Source organism: Thermococcus sp. MV11, from assembly GCF_012027285.1.
GTDB classification, from domain to species: domain Archaea; phylum Methanobacteriota_B; class Thermococci; order Thermococcales; family Thermococcaceae; genus Thermococcus; species Thermococcus cleftensis.
Genome location: NZ_SNUD01000001.1, coordinates 35,918 through 55,842, shown reverse-complemented (window position 1 = coordinate 55,842; position 19,925 = coordinate 35,918). Strand labels below are relative to the sequence as shown.

Annotated in this window: 23 protein-coding genes; 9 read left to right on the top strand and 14 right to left on the bottom strand. The window is 57.1% G+C overall.

Annotation, left to right across the window (positions count from 1 at the left end; all coding sequences use genetic code 11):
* Positions 1–1,020 (top strand): L-threonylcarbamoyladenylate synthase, encoded by a 1,020-nt coding sequence (locus tag E3E27_RS00360; RefSeq protein WP_167773059.1) that lies wholly within the window; start codon positions 1–3, stop codon positions 1,018–1,020.
* A gap of 84 nt (positions 1,021–1,104) precedes the next feature.
* Entirely contained in the window at positions 1,105–2,268 is a 1,164-nt protein-coding gene (locus tag E3E27_RS00355) for a hypothetical protein (protein ID WP_167773639.1), read from the top strand.
* Positions 2,269–2,278: 10 nt separating this feature from the next.
* Here the strand turns inward: E3E27_RS00355 and E3E27_RS00350 are convergent, their stop codons facing one another.
* Entirely contained in the window at positions 2,279–2,704 is a 426-nt protein-coding gene (locus E3E27_RS00350; protein WP_167773058.1) for a hypothetical protein, read from the bottom strand.
* Positions 2,705–2,785: 81 nt separating this feature from the next.
* On the opposite strand from E3E27_RS00350, the gene E3E27_RS00345 reads away from it, so the two are divergent.
* On the top strand, positions 2,786–3,490 hold the full coding sequence (locus E3E27_RS00345; RefSeq protein WP_167773057.1) for a nucleotidyltransferase domain-containing protein: 705 nt from the start codon (positions 2,786–2,788) through the stop codon (positions 3,488–3,490).
* On the opposite strand, the gene E3E27_RS00340 is transcribed toward E3E27_RS00345, so the two are convergent.
* The 4 genes from E3E27_RS00340 to E3E27_RS10625 form a co-directional block, all read right to left on the bottom strand.
* Complete coding sequence (locus E3E27_RS00340) at positions 3,487–4,743, bottom strand: ATP-binding protein (protein WP_167773056.1); 1,257 nt, start codon at positions 4,741–4,743, stop codon at positions 3,487–3,489. The two genes, E3E27_RS00345 and E3E27_RS00340, sit on opposite strands and share 4 nt — an antisense overlap.
* A gap of 88 nt (positions 4,744–4,831) precedes the next feature.
* On the bottom strand, positions 4,832–6,199 hold the full coding sequence (gene serS, locus E3E27_RS00335; RefSeq protein ID WP_167773638.1) for a serine--tRNA ligase: 1,368 nt from the start codon (positions 6,197–6,199) through the stop codon (positions 4,832–4,834).
* A 73-nt stretch (positions 6,200–6,272) separates the two neighbouring features.
* The gene (gene glp / locus E3E27_RS00330) at positions 6,273–7,475 is read right to left on the bottom strand and encodes a gephyrin-like molybdotransferase Glp (RefSeq protein WP_167773055.1); all 1,203 of its coding nucleotides are present in this window, start codon (positions 7,473–7,475) and stop codon (positions 6,273–6,275) included.
* A 78-nt stretch (positions 7,476–7,553) separates the two neighbouring features.
* Entirely contained in the window at positions 7,554–7,706 is a 153-nt protein-coding gene (locus E3E27_RS10625) for a hypothetical protein (RefSeq protein WP_206204756.1), read from the bottom strand.
* Between the two features lie 127 nt (positions 7,707–7,833).
* Here E3E27_RS10625 and E3E27_RS00320 point away from each other — a divergent pair, with 127 nt between their 5' ends.
* The 3 genes from E3E27_RS00320 to E3E27_RS00310 all read left to right on the top strand — a co-directional run bounded on the left by E3E27_RS00320 (position 7,834) and on the right by E3E27_RS00310 (position 11,487).
* Positions 7,834–8,607 (top strand): hypothetical protein, encoded by a 774-nt coding sequence (locus E3E27_RS00320; protein WP_167773054.1) that lies wholly within the window; start codon positions 7,834–7,836, stop codon positions 8,605–8,607.
* Positions 8,604–11,114, top strand: a complete 2,511-nt coding sequence (locus tag E3E27_RS00315; protein ID WP_167773053.1) for a CDC48 family AAA ATPase — start codon at positions 8,604–8,606, stop codon at positions 11,112–11,114. The genes E3E27_RS00320 and E3E27_RS00315 overlap by 4 nt, the downstream gene beginning before the upstream one ends.
* Before the next feature lie 76 nt (positions 11,115–11,190).
* The gene (locus E3E27_RS00310; protein ID WP_014789417.1) at positions 11,191–11,487 is read left to right on the top strand and encodes a PRC-barrel domain-containing protein; all 297 of its coding nucleotides are present in this window, start codon (positions 11,191–11,193) and stop codon (positions 11,485–11,487) included.
* Positions 11,488–11,500: 13 nt separating this feature from the next.
* On the opposite strand, the gene E3E27_RS00305 is transcribed toward E3E27_RS00310, so the two are convergent.
* Positions 11,501–12,208, bottom strand: coding sequence for a metallophosphoesterase (locus E3E27_RS00305; RefSeq protein ID WP_167773052.1), 708 nt, complete (start codon positions 12,206–12,208; stop codon positions 11,501–11,503).
* A 90-nt stretch (positions 12,209–12,298) separates the two neighbouring features.
* Positions 12,299–13,693, bottom strand: coding sequence for an acetate--CoA ligase alpha subunit (gene acs / locus E3E27_RS00300; RefSeq protein WP_167773051.1), 1,395 nt, complete (start codon positions 13,691–13,693; stop codon positions 12,299–12,301).
* A gap of 187 nt (positions 13,694–13,880) precedes the next feature.
* Between acs and E3E27_RS00295 the strand changes: the two genes are divergently transcribed.
* Entirely contained in the window at positions 13,881–14,330 is a 450-nt protein-coding gene (locus E3E27_RS00295; RefSeq protein ID WP_014789414.1) for a phosphate-starvation-inducible PsiE family protein, read from the top strand.
* Between the two features lie 11 nt (positions 14,331–14,341).
* Positions 14,342–15,367 (top strand): flap endonuclease-1, encoded by a 1,026-nt coding sequence (gene fen / locus E3E27_RS00290; RefSeq protein ID WP_014789413.1) that lies wholly within the window; start codon positions 14,342–14,344, stop codon positions 15,365–15,367.
* Between the two features lie 13 nt (positions 15,368–15,380).
* On the opposite strand, the gene E3E27_RS00285 is transcribed toward fen, so the two are convergent.
* The 6 genes from E3E27_RS00285 to E3E27_RS00260 all read right to left on the bottom strand — a co-directional run bounded on the left by E3E27_RS00285 (position 15,381) and on the right by E3E27_RS00260 (position 18,987).
* A complete protein-coding gene (locus E3E27_RS00285; protein WP_014789412.1) occupies positions 15,381–16,280 on the bottom strand; it encodes a transcription initiation factor IIB in 900 nt (299 codons plus the stop codon).
* A gap of 38 nt (positions 16,281–16,318) precedes the next feature.
* Positions 16,319–16,597: a hypothetical protein gene (locus E3E27_RS00280; protein ID WP_014789411.1), complete on the bottom strand. Its 279-nt coding sequence runs from the start codon at positions 16,595–16,597 to the stop codon at positions 16,319–16,321.
* Positions 16,598–16,612: 15 nt separating this feature from the next.
* Positions 16,613–16,951 (bottom strand): DNA-binding protein, encoded by a 339-nt coding sequence (locus tag E3E27_RS00275; RefSeq protein ID WP_167773637.1) that lies wholly within the window; start codon positions 16,949–16,951, stop codon positions 16,613–16,615.
* Between the two features lie 60 nt (positions 16,952–17,011).
* Complete coding sequence (locus tag E3E27_RS00270) at positions 17,012–17,989, bottom strand: hypothetical protein (protein ID WP_167773050.1); 978 nt, start codon at positions 17,987–17,989, stop codon at positions 17,012–17,014.
* Positions 17,990–18,115: 126 nt separating this feature from the next.
* Positions 18,116–18,568 (bottom strand): 30S ribosomal protein S19e, encoded by a 453-nt coding sequence (locus E3E27_RS00265; protein ID WP_014789406.1) that lies wholly within the window; start codon positions 18,566–18,568, stop codon positions 18,116–18,118.
* Positions 18,569–18,570: 2 nt separating this feature from the next.
* Positions 18,571–18,987 carry a YhbY family RNA-binding protein gene (locus E3E27_RS00260; protein ID WP_014789405.1) on the bottom strand — a complete coding sequence of 139 codons (417 nt, stop codon included), beginning with the start codon at positions 18,985–18,987 and terminating at the stop codon, positions 18,571–18,573.
* Positions 18,988–19,083: 96 nt separating this feature from the next.
* Between E3E27_RS00260 and E3E27_RS00255 the strand changes: the two genes are divergently transcribed.
* Positions 19,084–19,701, top strand: a complete 618-nt coding sequence (locus E3E27_RS00255) for a hypothetical protein (protein WP_167773049.1) — start codon at positions 19,084–19,086, stop codon at positions 19,699–19,701.
* Here the strand turns inward: E3E27_RS00255 and rpl18a are convergent.
* A complete protein-coding gene (rpl18a, locus tag E3E27_RS00250; protein ID WP_014789403.1) occupies positions 19,685–19,918 on the bottom strand; it encodes a 50S ribosomal protein L18Ae in 234 nt (77 codons plus the stop codon). The genes E3E27_RS00255 and rpl18a overlap by 17 nt on opposite strands.
* Positions 19,919–19,925 lie beyond the last annotated feature (7 nt).

Genomic DNA, 19,925 nt, shown 5'->3' with positions numbered 1-19,925 from the left:
ATGACGGTAATAATCAACATGCGAGACGGGATCGATGAGAGAAAGATAAGGGTCGCCGCGAGGTTCATACTGGAGGGCAAGCTGGTGGCCTTCCCGACCGAGACGGTTTACGGACTGGGAGCCGATGCCCTCAACGAGGAAGCCGTGAGGAGAATTTTTGAGGCGAAGGGCAGGCCGGCAGACAATCCCCTAATAATCCACATAGCGGACTTCAGCGACCTGAAAAAGCTCGCGTCAGAGGTTCCGAAGGAGGCGAAACTTCTGGCCGAGGAGTTTTGGCCTGGCCCCCTGACATTCGTTCTTCCCAGGAAGGAAGAAGTCCCGCTCGTGACCACCGGGGGCCTTGACACGGTCGCGGTTAGAATGCCCTCCCACCCGATAGCACTCTCCCTAATAAGGGCCAGCACGCCGATTGCTGCCCCTTCCGCCAACATAAGTGGGAAACCTAGCCCAACACTTGCGGAGCACGTGATTGACGACTTCTACGGAAAAATCGAGGCCATAATAGACGGGGGAGAGACGAGGATAGGCGTGGAATCGACGGTGATAGACCTCAGCTCCGAGAAACCCACCCTCCTGAGACCAGGAGGCCTGCCACTGGAGGAGATCGAGAGGGTGATAGGTCCAGTGGAGATACACCCGGCGGTGAGGGGGAAGCTGATAGACGTCGCCCGCGCCCCGGGAATGAAGTACAGGCACTACTCACCGAACGCCCAGGTCATAGTGGTGGAAGGGCGCAGGGAACGGGTGAGGGCAAAGATCGAGGAGCTGGTGAGGGAGTACCGCTCAAAAAGCTATCGCGTTGGGGTCATGGCGACGGAGGAGTTCGAGGCCGACGAGTTCTTCCACCTCGGGAGGAGCGAGGAAGAAGTCGCGAGAAACCTCTTCAAGGCCCTGAGGGAGCTCGACAGGCGAGGGGTAGACGTCATAATCGCGGAGGGCGTTGAGGAGAAAGGCCTGGGCTTCGCGGTCATGAACAGGCTGAGGAAGGCGGCCGGATACAGGATAGTCTGGGCATAGACAACGCTTAAATATTGTGATTGCCAAGATTTAGGCAACATTCGCGGACTCGAATCATGTGAGGTGAGAGATTTGGTGGGCAATATGGGACTGGAGGGGCCGGAGGACCTCGAGCAGCTCGCCATCAAGAAAATCAACAGCGGCGAGTTAAAAGAGGGCCTCAAGCTCATGCTCCGAGCCGCAAAGGGCTACGAGGAGGAGGGAAAGGCTGAGGACGCCGCCAGGCTTTTCAAATACCTGGGCTACGTGCTCCTCGAGAGAACAGGGTCCATCGAAAAGGCCCGCCCCTCCCTTCTAAAGAGCGCTTACCTTTACTTGGATTTAATCGATAGGGAGATATCCAAGCCGGACGTGGACATAGACACCCTCGACGAGTACTGCTTCAGCGTTCTTGAGATATTCGCCACCCTGAACGACCAGAAGAACCTTGAGAAGTATGCCGAGGAGTTTGCGGGCATATACGAGGAGCTTGGCAACTCCTACCAGGAGAACGACGATCTAGAAATTGCCATACGGGCCTACGAGACGGCCTACAGGTACTACAAGTTGATGGGCAACGAGGAGGCGTACAAGAGGATAGCGGAGACACTTATAACCCTCTACGGCCAGGTGGCCGAGAGCAGGCTGGAGAGCGGAGACACGAAAGGGGCAGCCAAAGCCTTCTACCACCTGGCAGGATTCACAAGGGCGATCTTCGGCTACGACATACACTTCATAGAAATGATGGACACCGCCGCCAAGAACTTCGAGAAGGCCAGCAAAACCGCCTACTCCAACGGCGACCTCGATGGGACGACGAGCTGTCTCGTGAAGGCCCAATATGCGTACCTCCTAGCCAGAAACTTCAACAGGGCCAAGCTCATTGGCCTCAACACGGCAAGAATGCTCTACCAGGTCATAAGCTCCCACCGCTCGAGGGGAGACTATGAAAAGGCGGCGGAGAAGCTCGTGGAGCTGAGCGAGGCGCTGATAGGTATCGGGAAGCTAGAGGAGGCAATGGGAGCATATAAGAGCGCCCTCGAGACGAGGAGCACAATGCCGGCAAGGGTTCGCGTTAGAATAGCCGTCCTCAAGAAGTTCGCCGCCGAGAACAGCAGGGAGGACGTCCTCGACGACATCGAGAACATTGAATACTACCTCGGCAGGAACAAACACACCAAGGCGCTGGAGCTGGCGGAAAAGGCCATGAGAAGGGACGGGCTCGTGGAGGTGCTGGAGAAGATACACGCGGCCGAGGGGTACGGCTGAAAAAGGAGAATCAGGGAGAGGACTTGACCTCAACCCTCGGAATGGGTATGTGGTACGGAAGGCGCATCTCCTTCGCGAGGAGCATAAGCATCGGGGAAACTTCCTTGGTTATGAAGTTCACGACCTCCGCGAAGGTGACGGAGTCTATCTTCTTTTCATCTTCCCACAGGCCAAGTATCTCATCTATCTTGTCCTTCTGCGGCGGAAGGTATAGTATGGCGCCCTCTATGGCACCTTGGGCGATTCTAGGGTTGTAGTCAATCTCGTACCTGAAGAGGACCTCGATGCCGTTCATCTTTCCGGTCGGGGTGCGTATCTCCCCGAGGCGCATCTCCTTAACTTTGGGGGAGAGCCTGACCTCTATCTGGCCCGACGGAGCGGAGACACCGAGCTTTTCCATTTCAACCTTGGTTATGTTGAACCCGAGTACTGGCATTTTCTTTCACCACCCCGAAGTCGATCGGTTTATATAAAACGCTATCGGTAGGGCTTTAAACTTTCCCCCCAACTTCCAGCGATGGCCAGGGAAAAAGTCGTTAGGATCTGGGACGAGAGGGAGGTAATCTACACCCCAAAGAGGTGGCACTACCTCCGGGAGAAGCGCGAGAAGGCGCTCAAGATAATGGAGAGGCTTAGCCAGTTCGACCCCCTCCTCTACGGCAGCGTGGCAAGGGGCGACGTGAGAAAGGACAGCGACGTGGACATCTTCATACCCTACAGGGTCCCGAGCTACCTGGTGGAGCTAGCCCTTGAGGGGCTCGTGAGGAGAAGGAAGATAGTCATGGCGACGCCCTGGCACCTCATCAAGGGGGTCATCGAGATAGACGAGGAAACGACCGTAACGTTCCCGTTAATAGAGCCTACCGACAGGGAGCTCGACTTCTACCGCTGGGGTGGAGCGATAGACCTGTGGGGGCTGAAAACGAAAGAGCGCGTTCCCGGCGTGAATAAAAAGCTCATCTTGATAATTCCGACGGAGAAAGGCCACATCGAGAGGGAAGTGGTCGGAAGGGAAAGTGAAGTTGCCAGAACCCTCGGCGTGAGCGTGGACATCGTCACCGAGCGCGTCCACGTTCTAACGAGGAGGGACGCGATTGGGAGGACTGGCATCTATCTGAACGAAGAGGTCCCAGACTGGCTGACCTTTGAGGAGGCCCTGAAAATCATCGCCGACCGCGACCCCAACGTGAGGAGGAAGGTGAGGGAGCGGGGAGGGGTTTAGCGAAGAAGCCAATCCTGGAGGGGAACGACATCGATTTTTTTGCCCCTCAGCTCAACCCTCTCCCGGTCGGCGAACGTAATCACTGTAAGCCTCTCCGCACCAATCCGCTCCGAGGCACTAACAAGGGCTTTAAGCTCGCGCTCCCGGTTGAGGGGGTGGAGCTCGTAGCTGACCTGAATCAGCTCGTCTCCAGCAAGGAAATCTACCTCCCAGTCATCGCCGGGAACGTAGAACAAATCCTCTCCCGGCTCAAAGCCCCGCCTCAGAAGTTCAACCATGACGAGGTTTTCAAGCAGTCTTCCCCTGTCCTTAACCCCAGTAATCCTCAGCAGGCCGTTATCAACGAGGTAGGGCTTGAAGCCGAGCAGTTCCGCCTTTTTGTAGGACTTCACATAGGGAGGGAGACGGTGCAGAATGAACGCATCGCTCAGGTATTCGAGGTAATCGGCGAGGGTTCCCTTGCCTATCGAAACTCCAAGGCTCTTCATCGTCGAATACGCCTTGGTAAGTGTGAGATGGCTTGAACGGGCCAGGATTTTCAAAAGAAGCCTCAAAGCCGAGACGTTCCTGACCCCCCATCGCTCCACGATGTCGCGATAGATTGCGAGGTCGAGGATTCCCCTGAGGACTTCAATCCTCATGTGGGGGTTGAGCACGACCTCTGGATAGCCCCCCCATTCAAGGTACTCCCGCAGAAGACTTCTAAGCTCCGCTTTCTCAGCACTTGAGAGGTAGCGCTTAACCGCAAATCCCCTCGCCTTCAAAAACTCCCCGAAGGAAAAGGGAAAGACGCGAACCGATACCGAGCGCCCCCTCAACTGGGTCGCTATCTCCTTCGAGAGGAGCTTCGAAGACGAGCCTGAAACAAAAACCCGGTGGCCCGTGTCGAGGAGGTAGCGGACGAAGCGCTCCCAGCCATCAACGGCCTGGACCTCGTCGAGGAAGAGGTGGAGTTTCTCCCCACCCATCTCCCTCAGGACTTCCAGGAGTGTCATCAGATCCTCAAGGGAAGCCCCCACAAGCCTCGGGTCCTCAAGGTTCACGTAGGCGACCTTCTCCTCCGGAACACCCTCCGACCTTAGTTTCTCGATGATTTGACGCATTAGGTAGGTCTTCCCGGCCCTCCTCGGTCCGATTATCGCCAGTGCCATCTGGGTGTTGGGGATTCTCACGTCGATTTCCCGCTCCACCCCATCGAAGGGCAGTGAACGGTAATCGAGAATCACCTCGGCCCAAGTTTCCCTTTCAATCATGGCCCATCATGGACTACATACAGTACAACCCTTTATAAATTCTTGTACTCCGTACAGTACAAGATGCAGAGAAAAGGAAAGGGGAGTCTCAGCCCTCGCAACAGCGCTCCTTCATGCTCGCGGGCAGGATCTCCTTGAAGCCCGTGTACTTCCACAGGGCTCTTGGAAGCTTCACGACGCCCTCTTCCGTCTGGTGGTTCTCGAGGATTGCCACGATGGCCCTCGAGGTGGCTATGGCCGTCGAGTTGAGGGTGTGGACGAAGCGCGGCTTCTCGTGGGTCTTGTCGCGGAAGCGTATGTTTAACCTTCTAGCCTGCCACTCGGTGCAGTTGCTCGCGCTCACAACCTCCCTGAACTTGCCCTGGCCGGCCATCCAGGCCTCTATGTCGTACTTCTTGGCAGCCACGTAGCCCAGGTCGCCGGTGCAGATGTTCACGACGCGATAAGGAATCTCAAGCTCCTGGAAAATCTCCTCTGCGTTAGCTATGAGCTTCTCGTGCCACTCCCAGCTCTCCTCGGGCCTCGAATAGACGAACTGCTCGACCTTGTGGAACTGGTGGACGCGGAATATCCCCTTGGTGTCCTTTCCAGCGGTTCCTGCCTCTTTCCTGAAGCACGGGCTCACTCCGACGTAGAGGAGCGGGAGATCCTTCCCCTCGATTATCTCGTTGGCGTGCATTCCAGCGAGGGGGTGCTCGGCAGTCGGGATCAGGTAGAGATCCTCGCCTTCAACCTTGTAGATGACGTCCTCGAAGTCGCCGAAGCTGGTGACTCCCTCCTCTACAAACCTGCGCACCATGTAGGGCGGTATGACCGGGACGAAGCCCTTCTCGATGAGCTTGTCGAGGGCGAAGCGTATCAACGCCAGATCAAGGATAACGAGCTCGTTCATGAGGTAGTAGAACCTTGAACCGCTCACCTTCGCGGCCCTCTCAAGGTCAGCACCGCGGAGGAGCTCCAGCATGTCCACGTGGAGCCTCGGCCTCCAGCTTAAAACCTCGTAGTCCATCTTTCCACGGCTCTGCTCTTTAAAGCTCTCCAAAAAGCCCTCCCAGACCTTGGCTTTGCCCCAGAACCTTATGGGAACGTTGTCCTCGTCGCTCTCCCCGACAGGGACGCTCTCGTGGGTGATGTTCGGCAGGCGCCAGAGGTAGTAGTCTATCTTCTTCCTGAGCTCTTCAACTTCCTTCTCAAGGGCTTCGATTTCCTTCACTATCTCGTTGCTCCTCGCTAGGAGGTCATCTATCGGCTCGCCGGCCTTCTTGCGCTTGCCTATCTGAACCGCCAACTGGTTGCGTTCCTTCCTGAGGGCGTTTATCTTCCTCAGGTTCTCACGCCACTTCCTGTCAAGCTCAAGGATTTCGTCTATCCACTTGAGCTTTTCAATCTCCCCGCGCTTTATGAGGTCGCCCTTGACCAGGTCTGGATTTTCACGAATGAGCTTTATGTCCAGCATCGCCAACACCTGGGAGAAGAAGGAACGGGAGTTTAAAAAAGGTTTTGATGAGGGATTTGGAAGAACGACAGCCTCAGCCGAAGAACGTAACCTCTACCTCTTCTCCAGCCTCGAGTATCTCGACGTTCTCCGGAACCTCGATGAAGCCGTCGGCATCGATGAAGCTCGTGACCGCCCCGCTCCCCTTGAGTATCGGCACTGCCTTCCCCCCATCTATCCTGACGGGGAGGAACTGACGCCTGCCTTTAACGGAAAAGACCTTGTGGGCGAGCCTTTTTTTCACCTTCCTGACCTCGCTCTCCCTACCGAGGAGCTTCCTGAGGAGCGGTGCAACGAGCAGGGTGAAGTTGGTGAGACAGCTCGTAGGATAACCAGGCAGGCCAAAGACCGGCTTTCCGTTGATTAGGCCTATTATCGTCGGCTTTCCTGGCTGAATCGCTATGCCGTGTACCTTCACCTCTCCGAGCTCCTCGATTATCGAGCTGGTGAGGTCCCTTATCCCACCACTCGCGCCACCGCTGAGGAGGACGATGTCACAGCACTCAACTCCCTTCTCGATGAGGGCCTTGAGGCTCTCGCGGTCGTCCCTTGCTATGCCGAGGAAAACTGCCTCACCTCCAAGCTCCCTCACGGCGTCGGCTATTGCTCTGCCGTTGATGTCGTAGATCTGGCCAGGTTTTAGCTCCTCCCCCGGGAGGACGAGCTCGTTGCCGGTGCTTATCACCGCTACCTTGGGCTTCCTGAAAACGGGGACCTCAAAAATCCCAACGGCGGAGAGGAGGGCGGTTTCCTTGAAGCCAAGCTTTGTCCCCTTCCTTAGGAGGGGCCTGCCCTTCGGAATGTCCGCTCCGGCCTTCATGACGCCGAGACCAGGATAAGCCGGCTTGTAAATGATTACCTCGTCCCCTTCCCTGTCCACGTCCTCGAACTGTATAACCGCATCTGCTCCCCTCGGAATGGGTGCACCGGTGGAGATGTAGACGCTCTCGCCCGGCTTGAGCTCGAAGTCGGGGAAGTCACCGGCGTTCACCTCACCGACGACCCTCAGCCGCACCGGCTCGCCCTCGCTCGCCATGAAGGTATCCTCTGCCCTAAGGGCGTAGCCGTCCACAGTCGCCCTATCGAAGGGCGGGACATCTACTGGGGAAACTACCTCCTCAGCAAGAACCCTGCCGAGGGCTTCGCTCAGGGGGACCTTCTCGGTTTCCGGCTCTAAGGGAAATGAGTCGATTACCTCCAAAGCCTTCTCGAGGGGAACGACCTTCAGGAACGCCATTCTATCACCCGGAGAAAAGAAAACGCGTCTCTATAAATGGGTTGCGTAAGCGGGAGTGTTTAACGGGAAAAGGAAAGCTCACCACTCCTCGTCCTCTTCCCAATCTTCCTCCTCCCACTCCTCCTCCCAGTCCTCAAGCTCGTCCTCCTCGAGCTCCCACTCCTCTTCCTCTTCGAAGAGCTCCTCGTCGAACTCCTCAACGTCCTTCTTTTTCTTGGGAGGCTGCATCACTATCCCCGTTCCCACATTCCGATAATGGCTTATAAACTTTTTTCTATCGAATCAAAGCCTTTCGTCTCCAAATTTTCTGATTGGGACGGTTAGAAAGGTTTTTAATTGGTCAGACTAAGTGAAGACCATGAGGGTTGCTATTGTAACAAGCGATGCTAGGGTTTACTACACCGCCGCGCGGGTGCTGAAGGAGTATGGCATTCCCTTCCACAGCCTCAGGGTTGGTGAGAGGATACCCTTTGACGTCGAGGTTGTTCTCACCGGCGAGAGGGACCGGGATAGTGTTCGCTTTCCTGTCAAGGTCGTCGTGAAGGACGAGAACTTCATAGACGAGCTCTTAGCAAAGCTCGAGGGAAGGGAGAGGTTTAAGAGGATTTACATCGCCATAGACCCCGGGGAGAGGCCCGGGCTGAGCGTCGTCGCCGACAACCGCGTGCTTGAGGTTCACCACCTCAAAAGTCCCCGGGACGTTGGAATAATACTCGACCTGCTGGAGAAGTATCCAGGCGCTAAAATCAAGATTGGCCACGGGGCGAAGAGGCAGAGGGTGCTCATGCTGAAGGCCCTCGCCGACCTGCTGGGTTACGATTATCCCGTCATAGTGGTGAACGAGTACCGGACGACCCCCAAGGTGGGGGGAGTCGAGGTTTCGCAGGTTCAGGACATAGTGGCGGCCATAAACATCGGCCTGCGCGAGGGAAGAACCGTTCCAATCGGCGAGCTGCTCGATGTCAGGGAGCCGACCAAGAGGGAGATAGAGGACATAAAGAGGCGCAGTCGGGAGCTGAGCGGGAACATCACGATATCCTCCAGACTGGCGCGGGAGGTTGCCCTGGGCAACATCACGCTGGAGGAGGCAATAGAAAGGCACAAAAAGGGGATCGGGAGGAGGTCACGATGATATTTGGAAAAGATGAGGAGAGGTACGAGAAGATTAAGCTCCGCGTCGCCGAGGCCCTGAAGAGGGACGTAGGAAGGGGGATAGTACGCTTCGATAGAAAGTACCAGAAGCAGCTTGGAGTCGAGCCTGGAGATATCGTCGAACTGATCGGGGAGAGGACCACAGCAGCGATAGTTGCAAACCCGCACCCGGACGACCGCGGGCTGGACATCATCAGAATGGACGGCTACATCAGGCGGAACGCTGGAGTGAGCATAGGAGACTACGTCACCGTCGCCAAGGCCGAGGTGCAGGAGGCGAAGAAGGTTGTCTTAGCCCCGGCCCAGAAGGGGGTCTTCATTCAGATACCCGGCGACATGGTGAAGCAGAACCTCCTCGGAAGGCCGGTCGTTAAGGGCGACCTCATAGTGGCCAGCAGCAGGAGCGAGACCTACTACGGCGGCTCGCCCTTCGACGAACTGTTGAGAGGGCTCTTCGAGACGATGCCCCTCGGCTTCGGCGAGCTGAAGTTCGTGGTCGTGAACACGAACCCCAAGGGCATAGTCCAGATAACCTACAACACGGAGGTTGAAGTCCTCCCCCAAGCGGTTGAAGTCCGCGAGGAAGCTATCCCCGAGGTCACCTACGAGGACATCGGAGGTCTAAGCGACGCGATTCAAAAAATCCGTGAGATGGTCGAGCTTCCGCTCAAGCACCCCGAGCTCTTCGAGCGCCTTGGAATAGAGCCGCCAAAGGGAGTTCTCCTCTACGGTCCTCCGGGAACGGGTAAGACGCTCCTCGCCAAGGCGGTGGCCAACGAAGCCAACGCCCACTTCATAGCCATCAACGGGCCGGAGATAATGAGCAAGTTTTACGGCGAGAGCGAGGAGCGCCTGAGGGAGATATTCAAAGAAGCCGAGGAGAACGCGCCGAGCATCATCTTCATAGACGAAATTGACGCGATAGCGCCAAAGAGAGAGGAGGTTGTCGGGGAGGTCGAGAAGCGCGTTGTGAGCCAGCTGCTCACGCTCATGGACGGCCTGAAGAGCAGGGGCAAGGTCATAGTCATAGCCGCCACCAACAGGCCCGACGCCCTCGACCCGGCCCTGAGAAGGCCCGGGCGCTTTGACAGGGAGATCGAGGTCGGCGTTCCGGACAAGCAGGGAAGGAAGGAGATACTCCAGATACACACGAGGAGCATGCCGCTCGAGCCGGACTACGACAGGGAGACCGTGCTGAGGGTGCTGAGGGAGCTCGCCAGGAGGAAGGCTTTCGACGAAAAGGCCCTCAGAAAGCTGATGGAGCGCGTCGAGAGGGCCAGGAGCGAGGAGGAAATCAAGGAGATACTCAAGAGCGAGAGCGAGATTTACCCCGAGGTCAGGGCGAGGCTCATCGACAGAATGCTGGAGGAGATAGCGGACAAGACCCACGGCTTCGTTGGGGCCGACCTCGCGGCTCTGGCAAGGGAAGCCGCTATGGTCGTGCTCAGGAGGCTCATCAACGAGGGCAAGATAAGCCCGGAGCAGGAGAGGATTCCTCCCGAAGTTCTTCAGGAGCTCCGCGTTAGGAAGGCGGACTTCTACGAGGCCCTCAAGATGGTGGACCCAAGTGCGCTCAGGGAAGTGCTCATCGAGATGCCCAACGTCCGCTGGGAGGACATAGGCGGCCTTGATGAGGTCAAGCAGGAGCTGAAGGAGGCGGTAGAGTGGCCGCTCAAGTATCCAAAGGCCTTCCAGAGGCTCGGAATTGAGCCGCCCAGGGGGGTTCTCCTCTACGGCCCGCCTGGAACCGGTAAGACGCTCCTCGCCAAGGCAGTGGCGACGGAGAGCGAGGCCAACTTCATCGGCATTCGTGGGCCGGAGGTTCTGAGCAAGTGGGTGGGTGAGAGCGAGAAGAGGATAAGGGAGATATTCAGGAAGGCTCGCCAGGCGGCTCCGACGGTGATATTCATCGACGAGATCGACGCAATAGCCCCAGCGAGAGGAATGGAAGGCGACCGCGTCACCGACAGGCTCATTAACCAGCTCCTCACCGAGATGGACGGCATAGAGAGGAACAGTGGTGTCGTTGTGATAGCGGCAACGAACAGACCTGACATACTAGACCCGGCTTTACTGAGGCCTGGAAGGTTCGACAGGCTCATACTCGTTCCGGCACCCGATGAGAAAGCGAGGCTGGAGATACTCAGGGTCCACACCAGGCGCGTGCCTCTGGCCAAGGACGTAAACCTCCGCGAGCTGGCGAAGAAGACCGAGGGATACTCCGGTGCAGACCTGGAAGCCCTTGTAAGGGAAGCCGCCCTGCTGGCGATGCGCAGGGCGATAGCGGAGCTTCCGGAGGAGCTGGTCGAAGAGGAGAGCGAGGAGTTCCTGGAGATGCTGAAGGTCTCGCGGAGGGACTTCGAGGAGGCCCTCAAGAAGGTCCGCCCGAGCATAACCCCCTACATGGTGGAGTACTACCGCAGCTTCGAGGAGAACAGAAAGAGGGTGGAGGGAAGGAAGGGAGGGCCAGACTACTACACCTTCTGACTTTCCTCACCTTTTGGAAAAAGTTTTATACGTTGGTGCCCAAGAGGCTACACGATTAAACCGAGGGGTGGCGAAGATGGTCAAGATAATGGCTTCCAAGCTTAGGGACGTCGAGCTCATAACCGACACTGGTGTAAGGCTCGGCTGGGTCTACGACCTCAGCTTTGACGAAGAAACCGGCGACATTCTCGTCATAGTTGCCGAACCGGACGAAGACCTCGACACGAGCGAGTTCGTCACCGACCACGAGGGACTCCTCCTCGTCCCGATCAGTGCGGTCAAGAGCATAGGCGAGGTAATAATAATTGACTCCACCAAGCTCGCGGTCAAGTCCAAGCTGAGAAGGCCGCCCTCACCGAAGCCCTCCGAGTGATTCCGGCTCCCCGTTAATATCCTTCGTAGAGCCTCTCCGCAAGGAAGCGGGGAAGTCCCGCCTCCAGTATCTTTCTGGCGGCATCATCAACGTCATACTCAACGCGGTGGAATTCAAGATTGTCGGGGGTCTCTTCTTCCGTGTTGATAAGTGCATAGGCGGCCCTCCAATCCCCATCGCGGGGCTGGCCGACGCCGCCGGGGTTTATTATCCTCCTTCCGTCGATTATCTTGAGCATCGGGACGTGAGTGTGGCCGACCAGGAGATCGTCCTGTTTAACGTAGCTCAGAACGGCGCGGAACTCCCCTTCCGGGAGCCAGGGAAAGAGGTACTCGTCCAGAGGGGCCCGGGGGGAGCCGTGGATCAGGAGGTAGCTCCTCCCGGCATCGTCGGTGAAGAGTTGCCTTACCGGAAGGCGCCTGAGGAACTCGAGGTTCTCGCTCGTCATCATGCGCTGATGCCACCTTACAGCCTGCCTCGCGTAGGGGTTGAAGCCCCACTCTGCGCCGAAGGCTACCGCGTTGTCGTGGTTGCCGCGGACGCAGAGGAAAGTTCTTTTTTCCATCTGCTTCCTTACGAACTCCACAACCTCGTTCGGACTGGCTCCATATCCGACGAGGTCGCCCATGCAGAGGACCGCGTCGGCCCTTCTGACTTCCCGCCAAACGGCTTTCAGCGCTTCAAGGTTGGAGTGAATGTCGCTTACGAGGGCGATGAGCATGACACTTCCCCCGTTTACATGGGAGACGCACGTTAAAAACACTTACCGAATACAGAAGAGAACCGAGAAGAGATGGGAAGGAATGGAAAATCACTCCCTCCTCTGCTTGGCCTTCCACCTGCTCCAGCGGTAGAGCGCTGCCAGAGCCTTTATCGCCCTCTCCGGCTCCGGGTAGGCCGGAATGCCCTCCTCGTTGAGCATGTCTATTGCCTCTTTGGCCTCTATGCCGCCGACGATGGCAACGACGAGGGGCTTCTTCCTGCCGCTCTCGTTGTACTCGCGGATAACTATCTTCGCAAGGTCGCGGGGGTCAAGCACGGCCGTCTGGCAGTAGAGGACGGCTATGCTGTGCATGTTCGGGTTGGCAAGGGCGTCCCTGACGGCACCCTCGTAGCTCTCCGCGCCGGCCATTCCTGTGAGATCGACGGGGTTCTTGTAGGAGCCGAAGGGCGGCATGTGATTGGCGAAGACCTTGAGGTCCTCGAGGTCGTCGTAGAGGTGAAGTCCCTCTTCCTCGGCTGCGTCGGTGGCCATAACTCCGATTCCACCGCCGTTGGTGAGTATGACGAGGTTCTCGCCTTCCGGCTCCGGAAGGTTGCTGAGCGTTCTGGCCCAGTCGAAGGCCTCGCCGATGGTGAGGGCGCGGAGAACGCCGCTCTGCTTGAAGGCCGCCTCGTATATCTTGTCGGCACCGGCGAGGGAACCGGTGTGGGAAGCGGCAGCCTTGGCCCCGCGCTCGCTCCTTCCTGCCTTGATGATGATTATCGGCTTCTCCATGCTGACTTCCTTGGCAACTTCCATGAAGCGCCTTCCGTCCTTGACGCCCTCCATGTAGATGAGTATCGCCTTGGTGTTCTCGTCCTCCTTGAAGAACTCGAGTAAATCAGCGTCGTCAATGTCGCTCTTGTTTCCGACGCTGACAACCGCTGAAAGGCCGACCTTCTCGAGGATAGTCCAGCCCATGAGGGCTATTCCCAGTGCACCGCTCTGGCTGATGAGGGCCAGGTTTCCGGGCATGACGTCGGTCGGACCGAAGGTGGCGTTCATCTTGGCCGGGGTGTAGACGACGCCGAAGATGTTGGGGCCGAGGATCCTCATGCCGTACTTGTGAGCGGTCTCGACTATCTGCCTTTCGACCTTCTTGCCCTCCTCGCCAAGCTCGCCGAAGCCCGAGCTGATGATCGGGAGAACCTTGACGCCCTTCTTGCCGGCCTCCTCAACGACTTGCGGGACGAACTTGGCCGGCACGACGATGACGGCCATGTCCACCTCGTCCGGAACGTCAAGAATGCTCCTGTAGGACTTGAACTTCTTCCCGTTTATCTCTATCTCGACGCCCTTGATGTTCACGGGGTAGATCTTGCCCTCGTAGCCGTACTCCACGAGGTTCTTCATGACGGCGTAGCCAATCTTGCCTGGCTTCTCAGAAGCGCCGATGACGGCGATGCTCTTCGGCCTGAAAAGTGCCTCAAGGTTCCTGTCCATCTCAATCACCTCACTTCGATGAGAGTCACATTTTCCGGTCAGTAAAAGCGGTTATAACTTTTCTCTTCTCGTTTTGACGATAGCCGAATCGACGGACGTTAAAAGAACCGAAGGTTGAGCACCGAAGATTCAGAACCTCTCCAAAATTCTTATTAGCCCGGCCTTCGAATCAAGGAGAGGTGATAACGTGAAAGCGCTTGAAGGCCGAACTGAGAAGAGGGCCCTGCACGTCCTCAGCATTCTCTTCGACTTCGTGGTCATAGCGCTGGGAACGCTCACTATGGTGTACGTCATTCGAATGATCATCGACCTCGCGATAAGTTCCTTCAGGCACTTCGTTCCAGAGGACGCGCTCCAGGGGATCGTGCTGATTCTGATATTCCTGGAGGTTTTCGAGATAATCGTGATGTACATCGCTTACCACCACGTGCCCATGAAGAGCGTCGTCGAGATAGGCGTCCTAGCGCTGGTGAAGGAACTTCTCGTGAACATTGACCTGGCGGAGCTCGGCTGGCAGATGCTCTTCGGGATTGCCGCGCTTATAGCGGCTATGGGCTGGGTCTACACCAGAGAGCGGCAGAGGGAGGACGCCCACACGGAGTTCATGATAGAACACGGGATCGAGGAGAATACGTGAGGGGTGGTGGTATGGGGGTTCAGATTGGCGAGCTGGTTCCGAGGAAGGAGATAGAGCTAGAAGGACTGTACGGGAGGAAAGTGGCGATAGATGCCTTCAACGCGATGTACCAGTTCCTCTCAACGATAAGGCAGCGCGACGGGACGCCGCTCATGGACTCCAGAGGGAGGATAACCTCCCACCTGAGCGGCTTCTTCTACCGGACCATCAATCTCATGGAGGCTGGTATAAAACCGGCTTACGTTTTCGACGGAAAGCCACCAGAATTCAAGCGAAAGGAGATTGAAAAACGCCGTGAAGCGAGGGAAAAGGCCGAGGAGAGGTGGCACGAGGCCCTCGAAAGGGGCGACCTTGAGGAGGCCAAGAAGTACGCGATGCGCGCAACCCGCGTAAACGAGGGGCTCATAAACGACGCCAAGAAACTGCTCGAGCTGATGGGGATTCCGGTGATCCAGGCACCGAGCGAGGGAGAGGCCCAGGCAGCTTACATGGCCGCCAAAAAGAAGGTTTACGCCTCGGCCAGCCAGGACTACGATTCGCTCCTCTTCGGCGCGCCGAGGCTGGTTAGAAACCTAACCATAACCGGTAGGAGGAAGCTCCCTGGAAAGAACGCCTACGTCGAAGTTAAGCCCGAGCTCGTGGTTCTGGAGGAAGTTCTCAAGGAGCTCGGGGTAGACAGGGAAAAGCTTATCGAGATGGCCATACTCGTTGGAACCGACTACAACCCCGGCGGAATTAAGGGTATCGGTCCGAAGAAGGCTTTGACCATAGTCAAAAGAACCAAGGACCCGCTCAGGAAGTACCAGAAGGACAGCGACGTTGATTTGTACGCCATAAAGGAGTTCTTCCTCAACCCCCCGGTCACCGATGAATACGAGCTTAAGTGGCGCGAGCCGGACGAGGAGGGTATCATCAGGTTCCTCTGCGACGAGCACGACTTCAGTGAAGAGCGCGTTAAGAACGGCATTGAAAGGCTGAAGAAGGCGGTGAAGGCAGGAAAGCAGGCAACGCTGGAAAGCTGGTTCGGGAAGCGCTGACCTTTTCTTTTCCTCAAACCGGTATCTTCAGGTTGAGCTTGTCCACTAGCTCCTTGTATCTGTTCCTGACGGTGACCTCGGTGACGCGCGCCACCTCGGCCACCTCGCGCTGGGTCCTCTTCTCGTCCTCCAGGAGGCCGGCTATGTAGAGCGCCGCGGCAACCAAACCTGCAGGACTCTTTCCGCTGGTGAGGCCCTTCTCGTAGGCCTCCTCGAGTATCGCGATGGCCCTTCTCCTCACCCTCTCACTCAGGCCCAGCTCGTCCGCGAACTTGTTCACGTAGTCGGTCGGCTTGACGAAGAGCTTCTTCGGCGTGAGGTTGAGGTTCCTCGCGATAAAGCGGAAGCTCCTGCCTATCTCCTTCTTGTCAACGCGGGAGATGTCGGCTATCTCGTCGAGCGTCCTGGGAACCTTCAAGAGCCTGCAGGAGGCGTAGACGCAGGCCGCTATAACGCTCTCAATCGAGCGGCCCCTTATCAGGCCTTTCCTGACGGCTTCACGGTAGAGCCTTGCCGCTTCCTCCTCCACATGCCTCGGGAGCTTGAGCTGGCTCGCTATTCTATCCAGCTCGCTGAGGGCAAAGGCGAGGTTACGCTCGGCGGCATCGCTCACCCTGAGCCTGCTCTGCCACTTCCTGAGCCTGTACATCTTCTCACGCATCAGCCCGGAGAGATTCCTGTCGATTCCAATGTCGGTTGAAAGGCCCTTATCGTGAAGAAGAATGCTCTCGGGGGCGCCAACACGGGCCCTCTTTTCCCTCTGGCTCGCGTCAAATGCGCGCCACTCCGGCCCCATATCAACGACGTTCTCCTCTATAACGTACCCGCAGACCTTACAGATTATCTCGCCCCTACCCGGATCGTAGATGAACTCCGTCGAGCCGCAGACCGGGCAAACCCTACGATTGCTCACTCCAACACCCCCAACCGGCCGGCTATTTTATATGGCCCTTATAAACCTTCGCCTTTTTTAACCACATAGCGGAGTAACCAGGCAAGGTCCTCACGCTTGAAGGTTATCCTCTCCAGGACACGGACGTCCCAGTCCTCCTCAACGATGTTGGCATAGATCCACAGAAACACTGGGTCGTCATCACTCCCAACGTGAAGGTTGCGGTAGAGCAGATCGACCGTTCCGTCCTTGTTCTTCTTAACCGAGACGGCCTTCCAAGTGTCCAGACTAACCTCTCCCTTCTCGTCGAGAATCTCCACTATCTGCCTGGCGTCCATGGAGTCACCTTCTGGTTACCACTTAATCTTGTAGTCCCTGCGCGTCCTCTCGTCTATCTGGGCCAGAATCCTTTTGAGCTTGGCGTCGTCGATGGGCTCCCTTATCTGGCCCGCCTGGTATAGCTGGACCAGAACTAGCTCAACCTGTCTCGCGAGCTCTGGCTTGACGAGTTTAACCCTGCCAAGCCTCTCCCTGGCCTCAGGAGTAAGGATCCTCCTCATTATGGCATCGAGCTGGGCCTCAAGCTCCATCTCCTGCCTCAAAGCTTCCTCCTGGGCCTTCTGCTGTTCGAGGTACTTCCTCTGGAGCTCCATGAGCTTGCGCTTCCTGATCTCCTCTATGTCCTCGGCCATGGCCCTCACCTCCGGGGTTAAGATTGGGGAGGGGGTTAAAAGGCTTTGCGTTTCAGGGCTTCACCTTCTCCCCAGGACCAGGACGAGAGCCATTACCCCAAGGACCGCCACGATGAGCCACACCGCCGTTGTGAAATCTTCAGAGGGTTCAGGGCCGCTGGGACATAAGGAATAATTGAAACTGACCAATCCGGGCCAAGAAGCCGATAACCCCGTATAAGCGGGTTCTATGAAGGTGTACACCGCGAGAGTTCCGCCGCGATAAAAGAGCAGTGGAACTTCGGAGGAGGTCTCAATGGGAATCGAACTGTTGTCCGGGTGATGACCGGGAACGTAGTAGATGAGCACTCCGCCGGCGACCGGAACCGCCGCGAGATGCTCGAGGTCCTGCCTGGAGTAGTATTCCTCCAGCTCCGCGATGGGTATCTCGTACCGTTCTCCACCGCCCTCAACCACGAGGCTCTGACCGGAGATGCTGACGTTGAACCCGGGTGGAACGTAAGAGACGTGCTCCCCGGCGGGCTCGTTTACCCTGAAGAAAGCGTCTTCGGTAACGCGGTAAACCTCAAACGTCCCGTTGCGGTGGGCAACGTAAACGTCCGGTGGGCTGAGCCTCACGCTTCCGAAACCCGGGCGGAGTTCACCCAGCGTGCGAACGCATTTCTCTTCAGGCATAAACCAGAACAGATGGGTGCCGTTGAAGACGAGCCATGCGTTGGAGGGCAGATCTGGGAAACCCGGAGGTACAAAGGCGACCGGCAAGTCCCCTGCGTATCCCGATCTTCCAACGTAGCTCAGGGAGGTGCCGTTGAAGTGGTAGATGTCAACCCAGGCGGAGACCGGTGCGGGGGAACAGCACGGCTCGGTTCCCGGGCACTGGCACTGATAGTCATAGAGCCACCAGGTGGCCAGCAGGAAAGCGTCCTCGCCGTTGGAGATGACCGTTATGGAGCTCAGACGGAACTCTCCGGCACTCTCAAGAGGGAGGATGAGCAGATACAGCACAGCAAGGACCGTGAGGGTTTTTCTCAGCGACATGTCCTCACCTTAGGTAGCGTTCGGGGTATCAATCGAAATCCATAGAAAAATTCGAGGTGGCCCTAAAAACATTTCCTGGCACAGAAAGCCGGCAGAAGGGGGCAGAGGTTTGAAAAAAGGCCGAGCTCAGTACTTCTTGAGCTCGGGTATCTGCTCCTCGAGCTCCTTCTTGAGCTCGGTGGCAATCTTGTCAAGGAAGCTCTGTCCCTGCGGGGTAACGACCCTTCCCTCGCCCGGAACCTTCTGGACGAAGCCAGCCGCTTCGAGCTGCTGGAGGGCCTTCCTAATGATGCTCCCACCGGCCTTGTAGAAGTGCTCCGGGGCGTGGCCGCGGTTCTTCCTGCCGCCGTACCAGGTCCTGAGCCTCTCGATGCCGACCGGCCCATCGATGTAGACCTTCCTGAGTATGCTGGCAACGCGGTAGTACCACCAGTCCTCCTGCTCGGGAAGCCTCTCCTTGTGCCTCCCGGTCTTGACGAACGGGGCCCACTCGGGCGGCTTTATGGCCTCTATCTCCTTGAGCTTCTGAGCAACCCTCTCAACGAGCAAATCACCGGGAACGTCGTAAACGGTCGCCACTTTCAATCCCTCCCCTTCTTGAATTTCCTCCTGAACTGAGCGATGTCGAGCTTGACTTTCTTAACGGGCTTCTCCTCCCGCTTTTCCTTCGAAAGCTCCTTTCTCTGGAGCTTCCTTAAATACTTTTCCCAACCTTCCCTCGGTTTGAACAATATAAACCTTTTGCCGCGCACGTCGATTAGCTCGCTGTCGGTCAGCTCGGCAACCCTCCTTGCCAGCTCCTGTCTGTCCAGGCCAGTGCTTATGAGCGCGCCCTTCCGAATCTCAACCTTGAGCACACCGTCCTTCTCGAGTTGGGTGTTTATCTCCTCTATCACGCCCTCGTCAAGTCCCCTCTTACCTATCCAGGCTCGCGGGGGAATGTCGTAGTATCTCGCCCTCATGGCGCGTCTCACTTTACCAGGCAAGCGTTTCTCCATCTCTCTCACCCCTAAGCCTCTCGCGGGTGAGGGCCTTATAAAGGTTGGCCTTTTAAAGGTGTTGGCAACAATAACCTACGGAGAAGGGGTGAGGCCATGCTCGTTCACCATCTCTACTCGGGCGGAAAGGACTCAAGTTTAGCCGCGTGGATTCTAACCAGGCTCGGCTACGAGGTGAAGCTCGTAACGGTCAGCTTTGGCCTCCTCGACAACTGGCGTTTCGCCGGGGAAACCGCCGAGAAGCTCGGCTTCGAGCACGATGTCCTCTACCTGCCCAGGGAAATTCTGGAAAAGGCAGCCGAGATGGCCATTAGAGACGGTCACCCGAACAATGCCATACAGTTCCTTCACGAGAGGGCATTAGAAGCGCTCGCTTCTCTCCCGGAGGTCGAAAGGGTCAGCGACGGAACGCGAAGGGACGACAGGGTTCCACTCCTCGACCTGCCGAAGACGAGATCTCTTGAAGACCGCTTCAACGTCGCCTACGTAAGGCCCCTCCTCGGCCTGGGTTACAAAACTATCCGCGAGCTGACGGAGAGGCTTTTCATCGTTGAAATTCGGGAGAGCGAGGAGCTGGAAAAAGCAGACTACGAGGTAGAGCTTCGCTATCTTCTTCGGGAGAGGGGACTTGACCCTCTCAAGATCTTCCCGAGGAGGCATTACCAGTCGAGGGTTATGGGGTGGAAGGAAAAGGAAATTAGAGCTCGAGGCTGAGCTTCCTGACTATCGGGTTCTCGGCCTCTTCGGGCTTTATCTCCTCGACGCTCTCAACCCATATCTTGGTTCTCGGGACGCGGTGCTTGCTGCCTATCTCGGAGTAGAGTATCTCGAGCACGTCCTCGGCCTTGAGGCCGCGGTACTCCCTGGTGAACCTCTCCTTCTTCCCGTTCCTCTCGAAAACGCCCTTAACGCGAAAGACCTTAACCTCCATAGCTCAC